Consider the following 16,815-nt stretch of genomic DNA (forward strand, 5'->3'; position numbering starts at 1 on the left):
AAGTTACAAGTTGGGGTGATTACACTATTATCACTCCAATTATAAACGGCTTAACGTAAACGTTTACTATCATTGATGATTCCATTAGAGTAAACGTTTACTTATGCATAAAATAGACGAAATTTTCAGACGGGAGATACGTATATGAAGAATAAGTGGCGTTACCTCTGTACTACAGCATTTATAGCCAGTTTACTTACAGGATGTACTAATCAAACAACAGCTGATGAAAAAATCCATATTGAATTTTTTCAAAATAAGCCGGAAGCTGTAGCGACATTTGATCATTTAATTGAAAGGTTTGAAAAATTGCACCCAAATATTGATATTGAACAGAATAACGTTCCTGATTCCGAGACGGTATTACGGACGAGATTGGTGAAAGAAGATGTACCAGACCTTTTAGCGATCGGAGGCAATGCTACGTATGGCGATATTGCAGAAGAAGGATTATTTTATGATTTTTCAAAGGATTCAGCCATCAATAAAGTTATACCAGACTATGTTAATATGCTTAATTTATTAGGTAGAACGAATAATGAGGATAATGGAATTCCCTTTGCGACGAATGCAAATATGCTTTTATATAACAAGGATAAATTTAAAGAGTTAGGGTTACAAGTTCCCAAAACATGGGATGAGCTAATTAACGTTTCAAAACGGATTCAAAAACAAGGAGAATTACCTTTTTATTTTACGTATAAAGATGCTTGGACTGCAATGGTCTCATTTAATGCCTTAGCAGGAAACTTGCAAGGTGACAACTTTATCCAGGATCGCAATTCCAATAAAACAACTTTTACAGAGCATTACAAGGAAACTTTAGAAAAAATGCTTACATTGCTCGATTATGGTCATAAGGATAATTTTGGCCGTGACTATAATGCAGGCAATCGGGCGTTTGCAAATGGTGAATCAGTTATGTATATCCAAGGAAGCTGGGCAATCTCATCAATTAAAGCAATTAACCCAAATATAAAACTCGGTTCCTTTCCCTTACCTGCATCCAATGATTCATCTCAAAACAAACTCGTATCAGGTGTAGATACTGCATTAACGATGTCAAAGGATACACCACATAAAAAAGAAGCGTTAATGTTTATTCATTTTTTATTAGAAAAGGAAAATTCACAGTATTACATTCAAGAACAAAACAGTTTTTCTGCAGTTAAAAATGTTTTACAAAATGATGAAGCTTTAAAAGAGTTAAACCCTTATTTTGTACAACAAAAAATCACTAGTTTTCCGGAACACTATTTCCCTGCTAGTATGCAAGCAGCCAATTTAGTACAGGATTTTCTAATTAAAGGAGAAGTCAAACCGTTCCTTTCAAAACTGGATGATGAGTGGAATAAAGTCAAAGCGAGAGAATAACAAGGGGGAAAAACGAGTGGTTAAACAATCCAAAGCCTATTACTGGATGGTGCTTCCAGCATTTTTAATATTTTTTGTATTTCATACAGTTCCAGTTTTTCAAGGAATGATTTATAGTTTTACAAATTATAAAGGGTATGGGGATTTTAATTTTGTTGGCTTAAAAAACTATGTGAATTTATTCCAAGACCAACGTATTTTGGCTTCCTATGGCTTTACATTTAAATTTGCCATTGTTTCCACTTTACTCGTAAATATCATTAGTTTGGCAATTGCCATAGGACTTAATGCAAAGATTAAATTTCAAAATACACTTAGAGCTGTGTTTTTCGTGCCGAATATTCTAAGCGTATTAATCGTTGGGTTTATCTTTAATTATTTATTTGCATTTTTTATCCCTCAAATTGCTGAAAAGTTGGGCATCACATCTTTAACACAAAATATTCTTGGTAACCCAGATTTAGCATGGGTTGGAATTGTGATTGTGGCTGTATGGCAAGCCGTTGCATTTAATACCATTCTCTATTTAGCAGGATTACAAACGATTCCAACTGAATTGTACGAAGCTGCTAGTTTAGATGGTGCGGGAAAATGGAAAAGTTTTAAACACATTACATTTCCACTTATTGCATCTTTCTTCACCATAAATATGGTGCTTGCAATGAAAAACTTTTTGATGGTATTTGACCATATTATTGCAATGACAAATGGAGGTCCAGGTCAATCCACGGAAGCCATTTCGGTATTGATATATAAAGGGGGCTTCTCAGGGGGGGAGTTCGCTTATCAGGCAGCAAATTCTGTGATCTACTTTATTTTAATTGTGGTTATATCAATCCTGCAAATTAAATTCCTTCAAAAACGTGAGGTGGATATGTAATGGAAAGTAAAAAAGTAAATTGGCCTATAACCATACTGCTAATTTTTTGCTCACTGGTTATCTTATTTCCCCTCTACCTAACAGTCGTGACAGCATTCAAGTCACCAGATGAAATGAGTAAATCCCTTTTGTCTCTGCCTCATACATTAAGATGGGAAAACTTCGCTGAAGCCATTCGCCTGACGAATTTTTTTCAATCTATTAAAAATAGCTTTATCGTTACAGTTTTTACAGTTGCTCTTACATTACTGACAAATTCGATGGTGGCTTATGCCATTGCACGGAATATGCATAGACGATTCTTTAAGTTGCTTTATTACTATTTTGTTAGTGCGATGTTTGTACCTTTTCCGATCATTATGTTGCCTGTTGTAAAGCAAACTAGCCTATTCGGATTAAATAATATGACAGGACTTATCTTTCTGTATATTGTATACGGTTTGGCTTTTAATATTTTTATTTATGTGGGCTATATACGTTCGATTCCCAAGTCATTAGAAGAAGCAGCTTATGTAGATGGAGCAAGTATTTGGACAGTATTTTGGAAAGTTATTTTTCCATTATTAAGCCCAATAAACGCAACAGTCGGAATTTTAACATGTTTGTGGGCATGGAATGATTTTATGTTACCACTTGTTATTTTAAGTGATCGTGATTCGATGACATTGCCGCTTGTTCAATATGTATTCCAGTCACAGTTTACAACAAATTATAACTTAGCATTTGCCTCCTATTTAATGGCACTCTCCCCTATGGTCCTTGTTTATATCATAGCTCAAAAATGGATTATTAGTGGTGTGACAAAAGGTGCTGTTAAATAAGGGGAATATGAGACTGATTAAGAAACAAATTAGAAGTGAAAGGAAGATGAAATTGGAGAAAAAATGGTGGAAAGAAAGTGTTGTTTATCAAATTTATCCTCGGAGTTTCATGGATAGTAATGGGGACGGAATTGGAGATTTACGTGGCATTATTTCAAAACTTGATTATTTAAATGAATTAGGAGTTAATGTCGTTTGGCTATCACCTGTTTTCAAATCTCCAAACGATGATAATGGCTATGATATTAGTGACTATCAAGACATTATGGATGAGTTTGGTACCCTGAATGACTGGGATGAACTTTTGGAAGGATTACATTCACGCAATATGAAATTAATGATGGATCTAGTTGTTAATCACTCATCAGATGAACATAAATGGTTCATTGAATCCCGATCATCAAAAGATGATCCGTACAGAGACTACTATATTTGGCGCCCCGGCAAAGATGGAAAAGAGCCAAACAATTGGACATCAGTATTTAGTGGTCCAGCTTGGCAATATGATAAAGAAACAGATGAATACTACCTTCATCTGTTTAGCAAAAAACAGCCTGATTTAAATTGGGCAAACCCTACAGTAAGAAAAGAAATTCATGACATGATGATATGGTGGCTTGATAAGGGCATTGATGGTTTTCGAATGGATGTGATTAACCTCATTTCCAAAGCGGAAGGATTGCCCAGCACTCCAGGCGGAAAGCGATACGACTGGGGTGGCGATTTCTTTATGAATGGTCCTCGTGTGCATGAGTATCTACAAGAGATGAATCGTGAGGTACTTTCGAAATATGACATGATGACAGTCGGTGAATGTCCTGGGGCATCCGTTGAAGATGCCACTAAGTATGCGAATAGTGAAGGTACTGAACTAAATATGATTTTCACATTCGAACATATGGATTTAGACTCAGGACCAGGCGGAAAATGGGATGTAAGGCCTTTAAAGCTGGACGATCTTAAAGAATGCATGACAAAATGGCAGAAAGGATTGGAAGGAAAAGGATGGAATAGCCTTTATTTAAACAACCATGATCAACCAAGAATGGTCTCTCGCTTTGGCAATGATACATCTTACCGAGTAGAATCCGCAAAAATGCTTGGAACATTCCTTCATATGATGCAGGGAACGCCTTATATTTATCAAGGTGAGGAAATAGGTATGACAAATGTTAAATTTGGTCTTGATGATTATAAGGATATTGAGATTCTGAATATGTACCGTGAAAAAGTTATAGAGGGTCAAGAGGATAAAGCTAAAGTAATGGAATCCATTTATATTAAAGGCCGTGATAACGCTAGAACTCCTATGCAATGGGACGATAGTAAAAATGCTGGTTTTACAACAAGTACTCCTTGGTTAAAAGTAAATCCAAACTATAGAGAAATTAATGTGAAACAATCATTAGAAGACTCGAATTCTATCTTTTACTACTATCAAAAACTAATTAAGTTAAGAAAAAAATATGACGTAATTGTGTACGGTGCATATGATCTTATTTTAAAAGAAAATGAGCAAATTTATGCGTATATACGTACTTTAGATAACGAAACATTACTTGTTATTTGCAACTTTACAGGGGAAGCAGCCTACTTTGAATTACCAGAACACATTAGCTGTGAAGCTAGCCAACTGCTAATCAATAACTACGCGGATCAAAACAGTGATGAAATTTCTTCTAATACATTAAAACCTTATGAAGCGCGCGTTTATCTCTCGAAGTAACGAAAAAAAGTAACCTCGATCGTTTTTGACTTTATGCAGAGTTCACCTTTTGATGAACCTATTCTTTTTAAGCATATGCATCGTAAGGTTCGTGTGCGAGGACTTACAATTATTATTCTAAAACTAGATATACGGATACTTTCAGATTAAAAAGGCATGTGTATAGGAATAAAAAATAACTTTATATCCGAAAAACTTACCCATTAGGTAAGTTTTTCCTTTTTTTCGTTTTAAATTACCGATAACAATACTAGTGAATTTAAATGGGTTATTATAATTCATGTTTTTTGCCTTAACCATGTGGATACAATAATCCTAGACTTTGCGGTTATTTTAACTCTTCTATTTCATTCTTTAAAAAGTTCAACATCTTTTTCCCTCCTACAAATAAAAGCACCCCATTTAATGGATGCTTAGATTTCCTTTCTTTCGTAATCTTATTTCAAATTTATCACTGAAAAATTCATTGGCATTAAATATAGTACTAATGTCTGAAATATCGCCTACGTTCACAATTAAAGCTTCATCAACTTCTTGATCTGTGAGAACTATGCGATATTCATATTGATTTTCAAAGTATTTATCTTTCCAAAAATAAATATCTGTCCCTTGATTTTTATAAGATCTCATCCTAGCTGTGGAATTGATGTTATAATCATCATATTTTACCAACCCACCTCTGTAAGCATACCTTTTTTCATTGAGTGTTTTAGTAAGTCTGTCAATAAATTGCGATGGGGTAACAAAAATTAATCTATCTCCGAACTCGCTGATCATTTTATCGATTTGTTCTTTAGGTAAATCAAATTTGGTATAGTAATACTTTTCATCCTCCATAACCACTTTTAACATATCGCCGACAATAGCAAACATACAATATAATGGTCTTTTTTCATTTATATTTTTTCTGAAATTCATCTTTTTAGTTCGACCTGACATTATTAATTCATGGGTATCTTGAGTAAAGAAATTCATTGTTAATTCCGTAAAAACATGTGCAGCTTCAAATTTGTCTCCTACACCTTTTTCTCCCGAAGCGCTCTCCATATCAATATACTTTTTGAAATTGTTCATATATAAATCTCCAGACAAGAAACTTTCAACAAAAGGTGTGAACTTTATAAATCCAAAAACTTGACCTTTAAATCCTACGTCTGAAATTTTCATACTCTTCATTCCCTCCTATTTGACTACTAAATTCGACAAAAGGGACTATTCACCGGTATTTATTCAATCTAATCTATTCACAAGACTATTAAGGAACGTTAACTGTTAGTGAACATGTAAGAATGTATGCCTAGTTTACAAAGAATATACACGCTTACCTAAAGGAAGAAAAATCTCACTGAGACGTGTCAGTACTATGCATAACAGCTCAGTATGGTTTAGCAATTGGTTATTTTAAACAAGTATATGTTTTTTTATTATTATTCTAGCCTTTGGCTCTGCATTATCCTGGGGACTAGGTACGGTTTTTATTAAGAAAACAAGTGATCGTGTTGACTCCATTTGGATGGTTACATTACAACTTATTATGGGAGGTCTTTTTTTATTAATAGTAGGTACAAGTGTCGAAAGCTGGTCAAATATCCAATGGGAAATGCCGTTTATAATAAATTTACTCTTCATCTCTTTCTTTGTAATTGCATTTGGGTGGCTTGCATTCTTTACACTTGTAAATTCAGGAGACGCGAGCAAAGTTGGTTCTTTTACGTTTCTCATCCCACTTATCGCTATCCTTTTCAGTTCTTTTTTGTTGCATGAAAATATTGCACTAAATTTATTAGTTGGTCTTTTGCTTATTTTGATTAGTATTTTGTTTGTAAACATCAAGCTAAAATCACAGACTATACCCGAATCAAATCTCTAAAATAAAGGGTGTTTTCGAAAAGATTATGGCTAATAAATAAATATAAAAGGCGTACATCGTGTACGCCTTTTGTTATTTATTCATTTTCTGAACCAGCGAATAAAAACTTATACTGCCGTATAACCGCCGTCTACAATAAGGCTTGTGCCTGTAACAAAAGATGCATCGTCACTTGCAAGGAAGAGAACAGCTTTCGCCACTTCTTCCGCTCTTCCTAAACGGCCGATTGGATGTAAATCGATCAAACCTTGTCTTATTTCACCTTGTGCTTCCGCAATAAGTGGTGTATCAATATATCCTGGGCAAACTGCATTGACACGAATGCCATCTTTGGCATAAGTCGAACCTAACGTTTGTGTTAATAGTTTGACCCCGCCTTTCGCAGCAGAATAGGCTGTTACCCCCGGTTTCCCTGCATGACTATGGATGGAGCCTGTATTGACAATGGCGCCGCCAGTAGATTGTTTTTGCATTTGCTCTATCGCATATTTATCGGATAGGAAGACACCGGATAAATTAATATCAATTGTTTTTTGCCATTGTTCATAGCTTAACTCATGGATGTTTCCGTCTCTTGCAATCCCTGCGTTTGCGAACATGATATCCAGTTTTCCATATTTGTTAACCGTCTCTTCGATCATATTCTTTACGTCATTTTCATTCGTCACGTCAGTTTTAACAAAAAGAGTATCATACCCTTTTCCATTTAACTCATCTGATACAGCTTGTCCATGATCAGCAAAATCGGCAATGACCACCTTTGCTCCTTCTTCTGCAAATAATTGAGCCGTACTTGCACCAATTCCGCTTGCTCCCCCTGTTACGATCGCCACTTTATTTTCCAATCTCATATTTAAACACTCCTTGGTTTTAGTTTTTTATATCCGCTAGAATAGTAGGCATTTTAGCGAGCAGTTGCTCCGCCATCTATCACAAATTCGGTACCCGTCGTATAGGAAGATTCGTCCGAGGCAATGAAAAGCACTGTATTCGCCACATTGTTGACGCTGCCCAGATGTCCCAACGGGAATTCTTTACCCAATTCATCTTTTGAACTGCCCGTTTGTTCAGATGCATAGTCCGCCATCCCGGTATCGATATATCCTGGATGAATCGAGTTTACACGGACCCCTTTTGAAGCATACTCGATAGCAGCATCTTTAGTCATTGTCCGGACCGCTCCCTTGCTTGCACCGTATAAAACATGACCAGGGGCTCCAATCAAGCCTGCTATGGAAGAAGCGTTTATGACTGAACCTTTATTTTGTTTCGCCATCAGTGGCATAATATGCTTCATTCCCAGGAATACGCCGGTCACGTTTATCGACATGAGACGATTCCACTCCTCCAGTTCAATCTCCGCAACCGGTTTAATGATATAAATACCCGCATTGTTGAACAGAACATCCACCTTATCAAAAGTATCGATCGTTTCCTTTGCAACCTTTTTCCAATCTTCTTCATTGCTGACATCATGACGGATGAACAGGGCCTCCCCGCCGATTGCCTGAATGTCTTTCACAGCTTGATCACCGGATTCCTGGTTTATGTCTGTGATGACGATTTTTGCTCCCTCCCTAGCAAATAGCAAAGCTGTTTCTTTCCCGATTCCAGTACCCCCGCCTGTAATGATTGCCACTTTGTTTTCAAGTCTCATGATTTCATCAGATCTCCTTTACTTATTTTACTGATACTGCCAACCTTAGAGGTTCTCACTAGACAAGTATTCCTATACAAGTAAATAAAGCTGACTTTAACAATTGTCCACCCCTTTAAATGGAATGCCGCTAAAAAAGCTTCATTGTCTGTCTATGCCTTTATTTTACTCCTCGTAATTTGAAATACTATCCTATAATATGCTGTATAATAATTGGGTAAGTATCCCCCTTATATAGGGTTATTTTGTTTAAGGAGAAGAGACTCGTATGACCCAGCACTCTCATGCTTATGAAGAGATATCGTTTCAGCAATTCATCTTATTCATAAAAAGCCATAACAAACAGATTGAAGAAAATATCAATATTTATTTAAATCTAGAGCCCCTTATATTAGAAAATGAACGGAAGGTGATACAAACATTACTGGAATCATTTCTACTATTTTTATCCGCTCCAAAAATCGAAGACATAAATGAAACGTACGATAAGTATCTGGAAACTTGGCTTCAATCACATTTACCCATTTTAAATGTGAACCATTTCAGCATGTTCCGATTAATCTTTGAAAAGTCCATCGTTACCTTAATGGCCAACCTGAAACATGCCCATACCATTTCCATTCTAATGTTCTTATTATCCATTTTCTCTCATCTCATCCATAGCTATAACAAATGGATGGATGTCGAACCAATGCAACTTTCAAAAACCCACGAAGAAAATGCTGAACTTAAAAGGCTGCAACTATTAGACCAGTTGGATGAGCTTCTAATTAACTCATCAGGAATTAAGGATTTTGCTCATATCCTAAAAAAATGTGAAGAGTTCTTTCACTATAAAAGATGTGTTTTTTATGCTTATATTCCTTGGTCCAATCAATTTTATGGCACCATTGGATTGGAGCTGCCTAAGGTTCAAAGCATGAGAGGACAACTCAGCTTGAAGCAATCCTTTGTTTTCAATTCAAAAAAGCCTGTATTTTTAAAGAATCCCAATCATTATATTAAAAAGGAACATATAGCCTTGTTTAATCTTTCATCTGTTATATTTGTGCCGATTGTTCATGACCAGCAAGTTTTTGGCTGGCTGACCTTTGATCAATTAGGAGAGGAATTCGATTATTCAAAAGATGAACTAACTTTACTTGAACAGGTCGGAAAACGGTTAGGCTTATATTTATCAAGAAAGGATGATGAGGTATCCATTGATATAGATCTACAATTGACGGAACGGGAATCCATGGTTTTAAATTTGCTGGCGGAGGGGTTTAACAATAAAAAGATGGCCGAATTATTGCAATTAAGCGAGCATACTATAAGGGATTATATAAGCAGTTTAATGACAAAGTTTAAAGCCAAGAACCGTACACAAGTCGTAGTCTATGGATTTCGTTTTGGTCTATTAAAGTAAAATCTGATTTCCTTTAATCGTTATGTAAGTCAAAATAAATCCTTACATAGTTAGTTGTTGAATATATCATTTACAGTGGCTGCCATATCATAATCATTGGAAACGACTTTGAAGAAAGATTCTGTCATGGCAGCCTGCGATCCACTTCTGTAGGTATCAATTCATGTACTCATATTTATAATCGCCTGTTTTTTTAATAGTAACGTCCACCTGAATATTACGAATGGATTCTTCATTAAGGCTAAAATCCTCTTTAGAAACTTCTTTCCATTTTTTCAAATCCTTTCTGTAGATAACTCCTTCTAAATTATAGATGTCTATATTTTTTTTAAGAGCATATTTGTAAGTATCCCTAATTTCTTTCTCTAATGCCCTCTGTATTTTTTCTTTAAGGTGGGTTAAGGAGATGTTTTCTTCCATATCCATTACGGCACCTTCTACTTCAATTGAAATATCGAATTCGACTTCATCATTTACATTGATTGGCTTTATATTGAATTTTGGCCTCATTAGCGATATTTGAACATAGTTGTTTTTGTTGATTTTTATTCCAATCGGGGACCTTACCGTTGATTTTGTTAACCATCTCATCCCCCCAAGATGTTTATTTGCTATCTCCCCCTTTAGCTGATTATTTTTAATAAAATAGGCCCCTGATAGTTTTACGGTGTTCTGTGTTTTTTCTTTTGCTTTCCATACCTCAGTTTTTAACGAAATCTTCGGTAGTTTTATTGTCATTCCTGTTTCATAATTTTGCGTATAAAATCTTTGGATCCGGATGGGTTCGACAAAGGATCTTAATTTATAAATATCCTTCGGATTGAAAATGCTTGTTTGCACTGATGAGCCGAATAGACTATTGACAAAGAGAATCTTTTCTAAGGAATCATCGGTTCCATATAACCAAGTTGTTTCCCTAATTTGTTGAAATCTTAAAATGGGATCATTTACGTTTACCAATCCATGTTTTAGTAAGCTTTCAGAGAAAATGATCAATTTAACATGAGCCCAATAAATATACTGGTTTGACCTTTTATAAATGTCATTCATGGCCTCGTTCATTGTTTTCCCTCGCCCTTTGGCGACCCAAACAGGTGTTGGTTTTGGTTCCAAGCCTTCTTGTTTAGCCACACCTGCAAAAGACGTCACCTGCACATAAATGACATACTGACCATTTTGATAATCTATACCCATTGCACTTATATATTGAATATCTTGAATATCCTTGGTATCCCAGCAGCCACTTAAAAGAGCAAGGCTCAATACAAATAGTATAATTCTAAGGATCATTTTCATTAGCGATTTCCTTTTGTTCTGTCCTTAGTTTTCAGCATTTCGGCTCGTTTCTTTCTAAAGAGATATGGCTTCACAAAGACACCGCCCCCTAGAAGATCTTTCAAGGATAGTGGTGATATAGGCGCTAAGTAGGGTAAACCATAAATCTGCAGCCTTGATAAATAAAGGACAATAGAGAATACACCGAGAAAGAATCCGAATAAACCTAAAACAGAAGAGAGAAATAATACAAAAAACCTGGCCATGCTTACAATTCCACCTAAAGATTGATTGATTAATGTATAGGTGGCTACCGCAGTAGTACCTGCCACCACCAACATCGTCGGGGATGTAATCCCGCCCCTAATTGCCGCATCACCTATAATTAATCCACCCACAACAGCCAGTGATTGACCGATTGCTTTTGGGAGTGTGATCCCTGCCTCCCGAAACAACTCAAATAAACCCAAAATCAAGAAAGCCTCTTGTTGAGGTGATATAGGCAACCCAAATCTAGATACGGTTATCGTCGCCAAAAATGGAAAGGGGAGCTGGTCTAATTGAAATGATATTAGTGCTATATAAAAACCTGGCAGAAATATTGATACCACCAGTCCGATAATGCGAAAGAAATATTCGAAATTTGTATAGTAAGATGGAGTATGACGATCTTCCGCGGCTTTTAACAAGAGTGTAATATTACCTGGCCCAATTAAGACTGTTGGTGACCCATCCACTAAAATGGCAAAGCGCCCATTATTTAAACTGGCTACAGCATAATCCGGCCTCCCTGTATAATCAAATAACGGGATCAGGTTGAACTTACTGCCTGATAAAAATTCTTCAAGTTCAGTAGTTCCCAACAAGATATCTGTGTTTATTGAGGAGATTTTCCTTTTTACTTTTTCAATGGTTTCTGGATTTACAACATCCTTCACATATAATAAATTGATTTTTGTCTTGCTCCTTTTGCCAATGGTAAATGCTTGATTTTCGAGTGATGCAGTTTTATATCTTTTTCTGATCAACCCTAAATTAACAGAGATATCTTCAATAAATCCATCACGTGGACCTCGGATGGAAATTTCACTACTTGTTTCCTCGGGACTTCGATTCGGGATGCTTGGTAGGGAAAACATGAATAATAATTCCAATTCTTCAAATAGCATCAGGACCATCCCGGAAAATACGTTTTCCTCCACATTTTCTTTTAAAGTGGAGGAAGGGAAAACCCTACTGACTTTAAATTCGTCTTGCGGATCCTCTATAACCTCTTCTTCCTTCAGTTTAGAATTTATGAATACACTACCTTCAAGCCGTGCTACTGATTCCCACAACTTTTTGACATCGACCAACACCTCTGAATAAATCAAAGTGCAAATAAGGGGCGGATCGGTTTTCCCTTCAGATGTAATGGTATGCTTTTTGAATTTTACATCCGAGCTCATTCCGAATAATTCATTGAAATACTCCGTCTTTAGTTGGATCTCCGAAGAACTCCCCTTATTTACCTTGTTCAATAGAGGCTCCATTCTTTTTCACCCTTTCTTTCAAAAAAATGACCATGTTAATAAAAAAGGTTATAACCAAAATGCTAATCACACTCAATTTAAAATAATATCGTTCCGTAAAATTCCTGTATGCTGGAATGTCGATTGGTATACAAAGCGCAATGATTAAGGAGACTGATATAGCAAGCAATACAATATTTTTTATTTTCCTTGATTTAATTTGAAACAGTTCCCCCATTAGGAATATCGATAACGATACACGGATAAATGCACCTGAAAGCCATTGGTATATTGATAAAAAATCCAGCCGGTTCAAATACTTACCCATGGTTAGTAACCGCCATTGAGCGTATGCAGGATTGCTGATTTTTGCAGCCTGTACCGGACCAAACTCTGTAATAGAGCCTATTATGGGTCCCATACTGATAAACAAAAGAAATAAACCTAAAAAAAGTAAACTCCTGAACTTTATTTCTGTCTTTACAAACTGTTGAATCAAAACGAGAAGAAATATCTCTGTAAAACCTCCACCTAGTATTACGACCCCGTCCCAAACAGGTGTAATTCCATTTTCAAAAATAGGGAAAAGCAAGGAGTAATCCTTATACTGTATATTTGCCGTCATTATCATAAATCCAAGTGCCACAACAAGGGGTAAAACCAATCCTCCGGCAATGGCTATTGTTTTGATTCCAGCCTCTGCAGCAATAAAACATAGGATGATGAAAGGTATAAATAATATATATTCTGGCGTTTGAATCATATAAGTACTGTTTACCCAGGAAAATGTGCTATATAAAGTGACAAACAAGTTTAATAAAATATAGAAGAAAAGAAGGATTTTTATGGACCAGGCGGCGAGCGGGTGACTGTGAGTATGAAGCCAGCCAATGATATGCTGCTGTTTTGTTTTATTTATGATCCAATAAACCATGGGAAGCCATAAAAGAAAAAGCATCCCGGTGACTAAATTACTGATCCATGAATCTCTTCCGGATGCCCCAAGCAGTGAAGGCAAAACGATAACATGGTTCATCAACCCAATAGATAGAATCAGCACCATTGTCGCTTGAAAAGTAGATATACTTTTTATCATGTGACACATCCCCTCTCTTTTAATATGAGGAGGCATTTTTGTTTTTATTCATACGGTGCATCAATTCTTTAATGGACAGATAGGTATTTGAACGTCCCCTCCCGTCAAGAAGCTCCGCTGAATCAACTGCCATTTATGGCTTTGCGATAAATAATTTAGAGAGACATTTTTTGTTTACAAATCAGAAAAGTTTTGTACGGTTTCATCGAACGCCCAACAGGCACCAGCTGTTTTTTAGCTGGTGCCTGTTTGCATTTCTCCCTTATATTGTATCCTCCCAGTTTGATTGATACTTTAAGATGTTAGCTTTGTAGGTTCTTCATTGATAGTTTTTTCTATACTGCTGCTTCCTGCCTGATCCTCTTTTATCCATTTAATGAGCGATATCGATGCCATCGCCATTATTAAGATGAGTGGAACGGAAGTAATGACTACTACTGATTGAAGAGCATGAAGTCCTCCACCGAACATCATGGAAAACGCTACAAGCTCTATGACCAATGCCCAAAATATTTTGTGCCATCCAGCTGGCTCTTGATCTATTGACAACTTTTTTGATGCTGCGCTTGCTAATGTGAATGATGAAGAGTCTAGTGTAGCAGAAAGAAAAATAAGGGTGATAATCATAATCGCAAGCAAGGCTACACTGCCGCCGGGAAGCCCCTGGTAAATGGCAGCAATGGCTGCTTCCCCACCTTTTTTCTCTAATATGTCAATGACAGGAACAAGTTTATTAAGTTCAAAGTAAAGACCTGTATTACCCATGATGGAAAACGCCGCCCAACACCCTACTGTTCCTCCAATACATTCAGCAAAAATGACTTGTCTTATCGTTCTTCCTTTCGAGATTTTCGCTACAAATATGCCCATATAAGGAGCACAAGCAAACCACCAGGCCCAGTAGAATATCGTCCAAGCTTCTGGAAAGCCAGAATTGGCAACAGAGTCGGTGTAGAAACTCATACGAAAGAAATTCTGTAACAAAATCCCAACGCTATCCGTGAATCTGGATATTATAAACAAAGTTGGACCAGCTAAAAGAACGAATGCAGAAAGTGCTAAAAAAAGGTACGTATTGATGTTAGCTAATCTTTTCAGGCCCTTTTTCAGACCAAAATACGTGCTAACACAGAAGATTAATGTCAAGACTACTATTAGCGACATATCTAACATAAAGCTTCGTGGTATATTAAATAATTCAGAAATACCTTCAGAAATCATCGGAAGTCCCAAGCCTAGAGCAGCTCCTATTCCTCCAACCAGGCCAACCATGAAAAAAACGTCAATCGCTTTTCCTAACCAGCTATTTGCTCCCTTTTTGAGAACACCTTCACACGCTGTACTCAATTTCACACTCGGATTTTTCCTCACATATAAGTTATAGGCAATCGGCAAAGCAGGTAGACAATATAGTACCCATGCACTAAAGCCCCAATGAAATAATCCATATGTAGACGCCCAATCTGCCGCAGCCGCTGTTTTTGGTTCGGCCCCAAAAGGCGGAGCAGTGTAATAATACGCCCATTCAATCGCGCTCCAGTACGTGATACTTGCACCAATTCCCGCCGTAAATAACATAGCTAACCAACTGAATGTCGAAAATTCCGGCTTGGTATCAGGCTCACCAAATTTTATCTTTCCATATTTACTAAATGCCAGCCAAATCAAGAAACCTAAAGCCGCCACCACAGCCCATAAATATAATGAACTCAAACTCTCGGCGATTAGATGATGAAGGTCTCCGAGGATTGCAGTCCCTTGTTTCGGATTTAATAGTACAGGAATTGATAAAGCAGCAAGAATAGCTAGAGCCGGCCAAAAGATTGCTTTATCAACATTTGATTGTTTCATAAAAGAACCCCTCTTTCATTGCTTTTTGATAGTATGATAACTTACACTTTCAGCTCCAGCTTTAATATAATTCACCTAACGAATGACCAACATATAAGCGCTTTCATTTTATCAAACATTAGGTCATTTATAGATTACAGACTAGCTTTGCATCGCCTTTGTGACTAATTGATGAAAATGTTTCAAACCGTGTTCGGTCGGAGAATATACTCCTCTTCCACAAGCCCTAGAATGTAATCCACTTTGTAATAACTCAACTAATTCGAAGTCTTCTTCCCGTACTTGATCTACAAATTTTATTAAATCTTCCTCGTCTTCAGTCAAGTTTTCATCAGCAAAATAATAACGATAAATTGCCAATGAACTTTTTTCATCAACCGGGATGATATGGCTCGTCGTCATATTTCCAGTACCTGGGTATATACTTATCATGGTATTCGGCCAAACCCAGTAAAAACGTGCACCAGGACCTTCTTCTTCATCACTAGCTGTTGTACACTGATAGGAAAAATTATCACAAGGGGTAATACTATATTTAGTTAAATCGAAGGCCTTCGAGAAGCTAGGATGTGCAATTTGACAATGATCACATTCCAAATAATTGTCAATGATCGATTTCCAGTTAGCTTGAACGATTCGACGGTTTTCCCTGACCTTTTTTAAGGAACTAAGAAATGTATATTCATTTATGTTATTTAAAAAAGATTCATAATCTGTTTCGAAAGCAGGTGCATCCTGATTTAGATTTACAAATATCATCGACTGATGTACCTCTAAACGAATTGGAGTCATGCAGCTAGGTTTTTCTATATCATTTGTTTTGAAATTTGGAGTCCTGTTCACCTTACCATCTAAATGGAATGTCCATCCATGATAAATACACTGGAGAATTTTTTTATTGCCCTGTTCTGTACGCTCGACTATCGCACCACGGTGAGGGCAAATATTATAAAAAGCATGCAACTCTTCGTCCTTGCCCCGTGTTACAATAATCGGCTCCCCGACCAAATCAAATGTAAAGAAGTCTCCAACCTTCTCTACCTGGCTTGTATGCCCAACCATAATCCAGTTTTTGTAGAAAATATTTTCCTTTTCCTCCTTCATGACTTCAGGATCCACATAATGATTATAAGGTAGTGTGTAGTCCAACTTTTTCATATCTTCTTTTGTAGACATAATGGCAGTTCCTCCTTTTAATTATAAAGACTTGCTCTGAATAAGGATCCAGATATTACTTTTAAACCTCCTCTGCCAATTGGCATCATATTTCCTTATATCTATAGCATGCTTTACTTAACTCTTATGCAAGGATAATGCCAATTCAACAGCTCCCTATTATTACCGAT

Annotated in this window: 13 protein-coding genes and 1 pseudogene; 6 read left to right on the top strand and 8 right to left on the bottom strand. The window is 36.5% G+C overall.

The genetic code is table 11. From position 1 onward, the window contains the following. Positions 1-144: 144 nt before the first annotated feature. The 4 genes from BS1321_RS03360 to BS1321_RS03375 are packed head-to-tail and all read left to right on the top strand — an operon-like array spanning position 145 to position 4,801. Positions 145-1,374 (top strand): ABC transporter substrate-binding protein, encoded by a 1,230-nt coding sequence (locus BS1321_RS03360; RefSeq protein ID WP_063234579.1) that lies wholly within the window; start codon positions 145-147, stop codon positions 1,372-1,374. A gap of 46 nt (positions 1,375-1,420) precedes the next feature. Continuing rightward, on the top strand, positions 1,421-2,254 hold the full coding sequence (locus tag BS1321_RS03365) for a carbohydrate ABC transporter permease (RefSeq protein ID WP_230162282.1): 834 nt from the start codon (positions 1,421-1,423) through the stop codon (positions 2,252-2,254). Further along, complete coding sequence (locus BS1321_RS03370) at positions 2,254-3,075, top strand: carbohydrate ABC transporter permease (RefSeq protein ID WP_063234577.1); 822 nt, start codon at positions 2,254-2,256, stop codon at positions 3,073-3,075. Before BS1321_RS03365 ends, BS1321_RS03370 begins: the two co-directional genes overlap by 1 nt. Positions 3,076-3,127: 52 nt before the next feature. Continuing rightward, positions 3,128-4,801 carry a glycoside hydrolase family 13 protein gene (locus BS1321_RS03375; protein WP_063234681.1) on the top strand — a complete coding sequence of 558 codons (1,674 nt, stop codon included), beginning with the start codon at positions 3,128-3,130 and terminating at the stop codon, positions 4,799-4,801. A gap of 402 nt (positions 4,802-5,203) precedes the next feature. Here the strand turns inward: BS1321_RS03375 and BS1321_RS03380 are convergent, their stop codons facing one another. Further along, positions 5,204-5,968: a hypothetical protein gene (locus BS1321_RS03380; RefSeq protein ID WP_063234576.1), complete on the bottom strand. Its 765-nt coding sequence runs from the start codon at positions 5,966-5,968 to the stop codon at positions 5,204-5,206. A gap of 259 nt (positions 5,969-6,227) precedes the next feature. On the opposite strand from BS1321_RS03380, the pseudogene BS1321_RS03385 reads away from it, so the two are divergent. After that, positions 6,228-6,671, top strand: a pseudogene (locus BS1321_RS03385) (EamA family transporter); the annotation flags it as partial. Positions 6,672-6,778: 107 nt separating this feature from the next. Here BS1321_RS03385 and BS1321_RS03390 read toward each other — a convergent pair. Further along, positions 6,779-7,522: an SDR family NAD(P)-dependent oxidoreductase gene (locus BS1321_RS03390; RefSeq protein WP_063234574.1), complete on the bottom strand. Its 744-nt coding sequence runs from the start codon at positions 7,520-7,522 to the stop codon at positions 6,779-6,781. A gap of 53 nt (positions 7,523-7,575) precedes the next feature. After that, positions 7,576-8,328, bottom strand: a complete 753-nt coding sequence (locus tag BS1321_RS03395) for an SDR family NAD(P)-dependent oxidoreductase (RefSeq protein WP_063234573.1) — start codon at positions 8,326-8,328, stop codon at positions 7,576-7,578. 268 nt (positions 8,329-8,596) lie between these two features. Here BS1321_RS03395 and BS1321_RS03400 point away from each other — a divergent pair, with 268 nt between their 5' ends. Continuing rightward, positions 8,597-9,736, top strand: coding sequence for a LuxR C-terminal-related transcriptional regulator (locus BS1321_RS03400; protein WP_063234572.1), 1,140 nt, complete (start codon positions 8,597-8,599; stop codon positions 9,734-9,736). Positions 9,737-9,892: 156 nt separating this feature from the next. Here BS1321_RS03400 and BS1321_RS03405 read toward each other — a convergent pair whose 3' ends face one another. The 5 genes from BS1321_RS03405 to BS1321_RS03425 form a co-directional block, all read right to left on the bottom strand. Further along, complete coding sequence (locus tag BS1321_RS03405) at positions 9,893-11,032, bottom strand: Ger(x)C family spore germination protein (RefSeq protein WP_063234571.1); 1,140 nt, start codon at positions 11,030-11,032, stop codon at positions 9,893-9,895. Next, positions 11,032-12,543, bottom strand: a complete 1,512-nt coding sequence (locus BS1321_RS03410) for a spore germination protein (protein ID WP_063234570.1) — start codon at positions 12,541-12,543, stop codon at positions 11,032-11,034. The genes BS1321_RS03405 and BS1321_RS03410 overlap by 1 nt, the downstream gene beginning before the upstream one ends. Further along, positions 12,515-13,618 (bottom strand): endospore germination permease, encoded by a 1,104-nt coding sequence (locus BS1321_RS03415; RefSeq protein ID WP_063234569.1) that lies wholly within the window; start codon positions 13,616-13,618, stop codon positions 12,515-12,517. The genes BS1321_RS03410 and BS1321_RS03415 overlap by 29 nt, the downstream gene beginning before the upstream one ends. A gap of 294 nt (positions 13,619-13,912) precedes the next feature. After that, positions 13,913-15,469 (bottom strand): BCCT family transporter, encoded by a 1,557-nt coding sequence (locus BS1321_RS03420; RefSeq protein ID WP_063234568.1) that lies wholly within the window; start codon positions 15,467-15,469, stop codon positions 13,913-13,915. Between the two features lie 141 nt (positions 15,470-15,610). Continuing rightward, a complete protein-coding gene (locus tag BS1321_RS03425; RefSeq protein WP_063234567.1) occupies positions 15,611-16,645 on the bottom strand; it encodes an aromatic ring-hydroxylating oxygenase subunit alpha in 1,035 nt (344 codons plus the stop codon). Positions 16,646-16,815 lie beyond the last annotated feature (170 nt).

It is taken from the genome of Peribacillus simplex NBRC 15720 = DSM 1321 (assembly GCF_002243645.1).
GTDB classification, from domain to species: Bacteria; Bacillota; Bacilli; order Bacillales; family DSM-1321; genus Peribacillus; species Peribacillus simplex.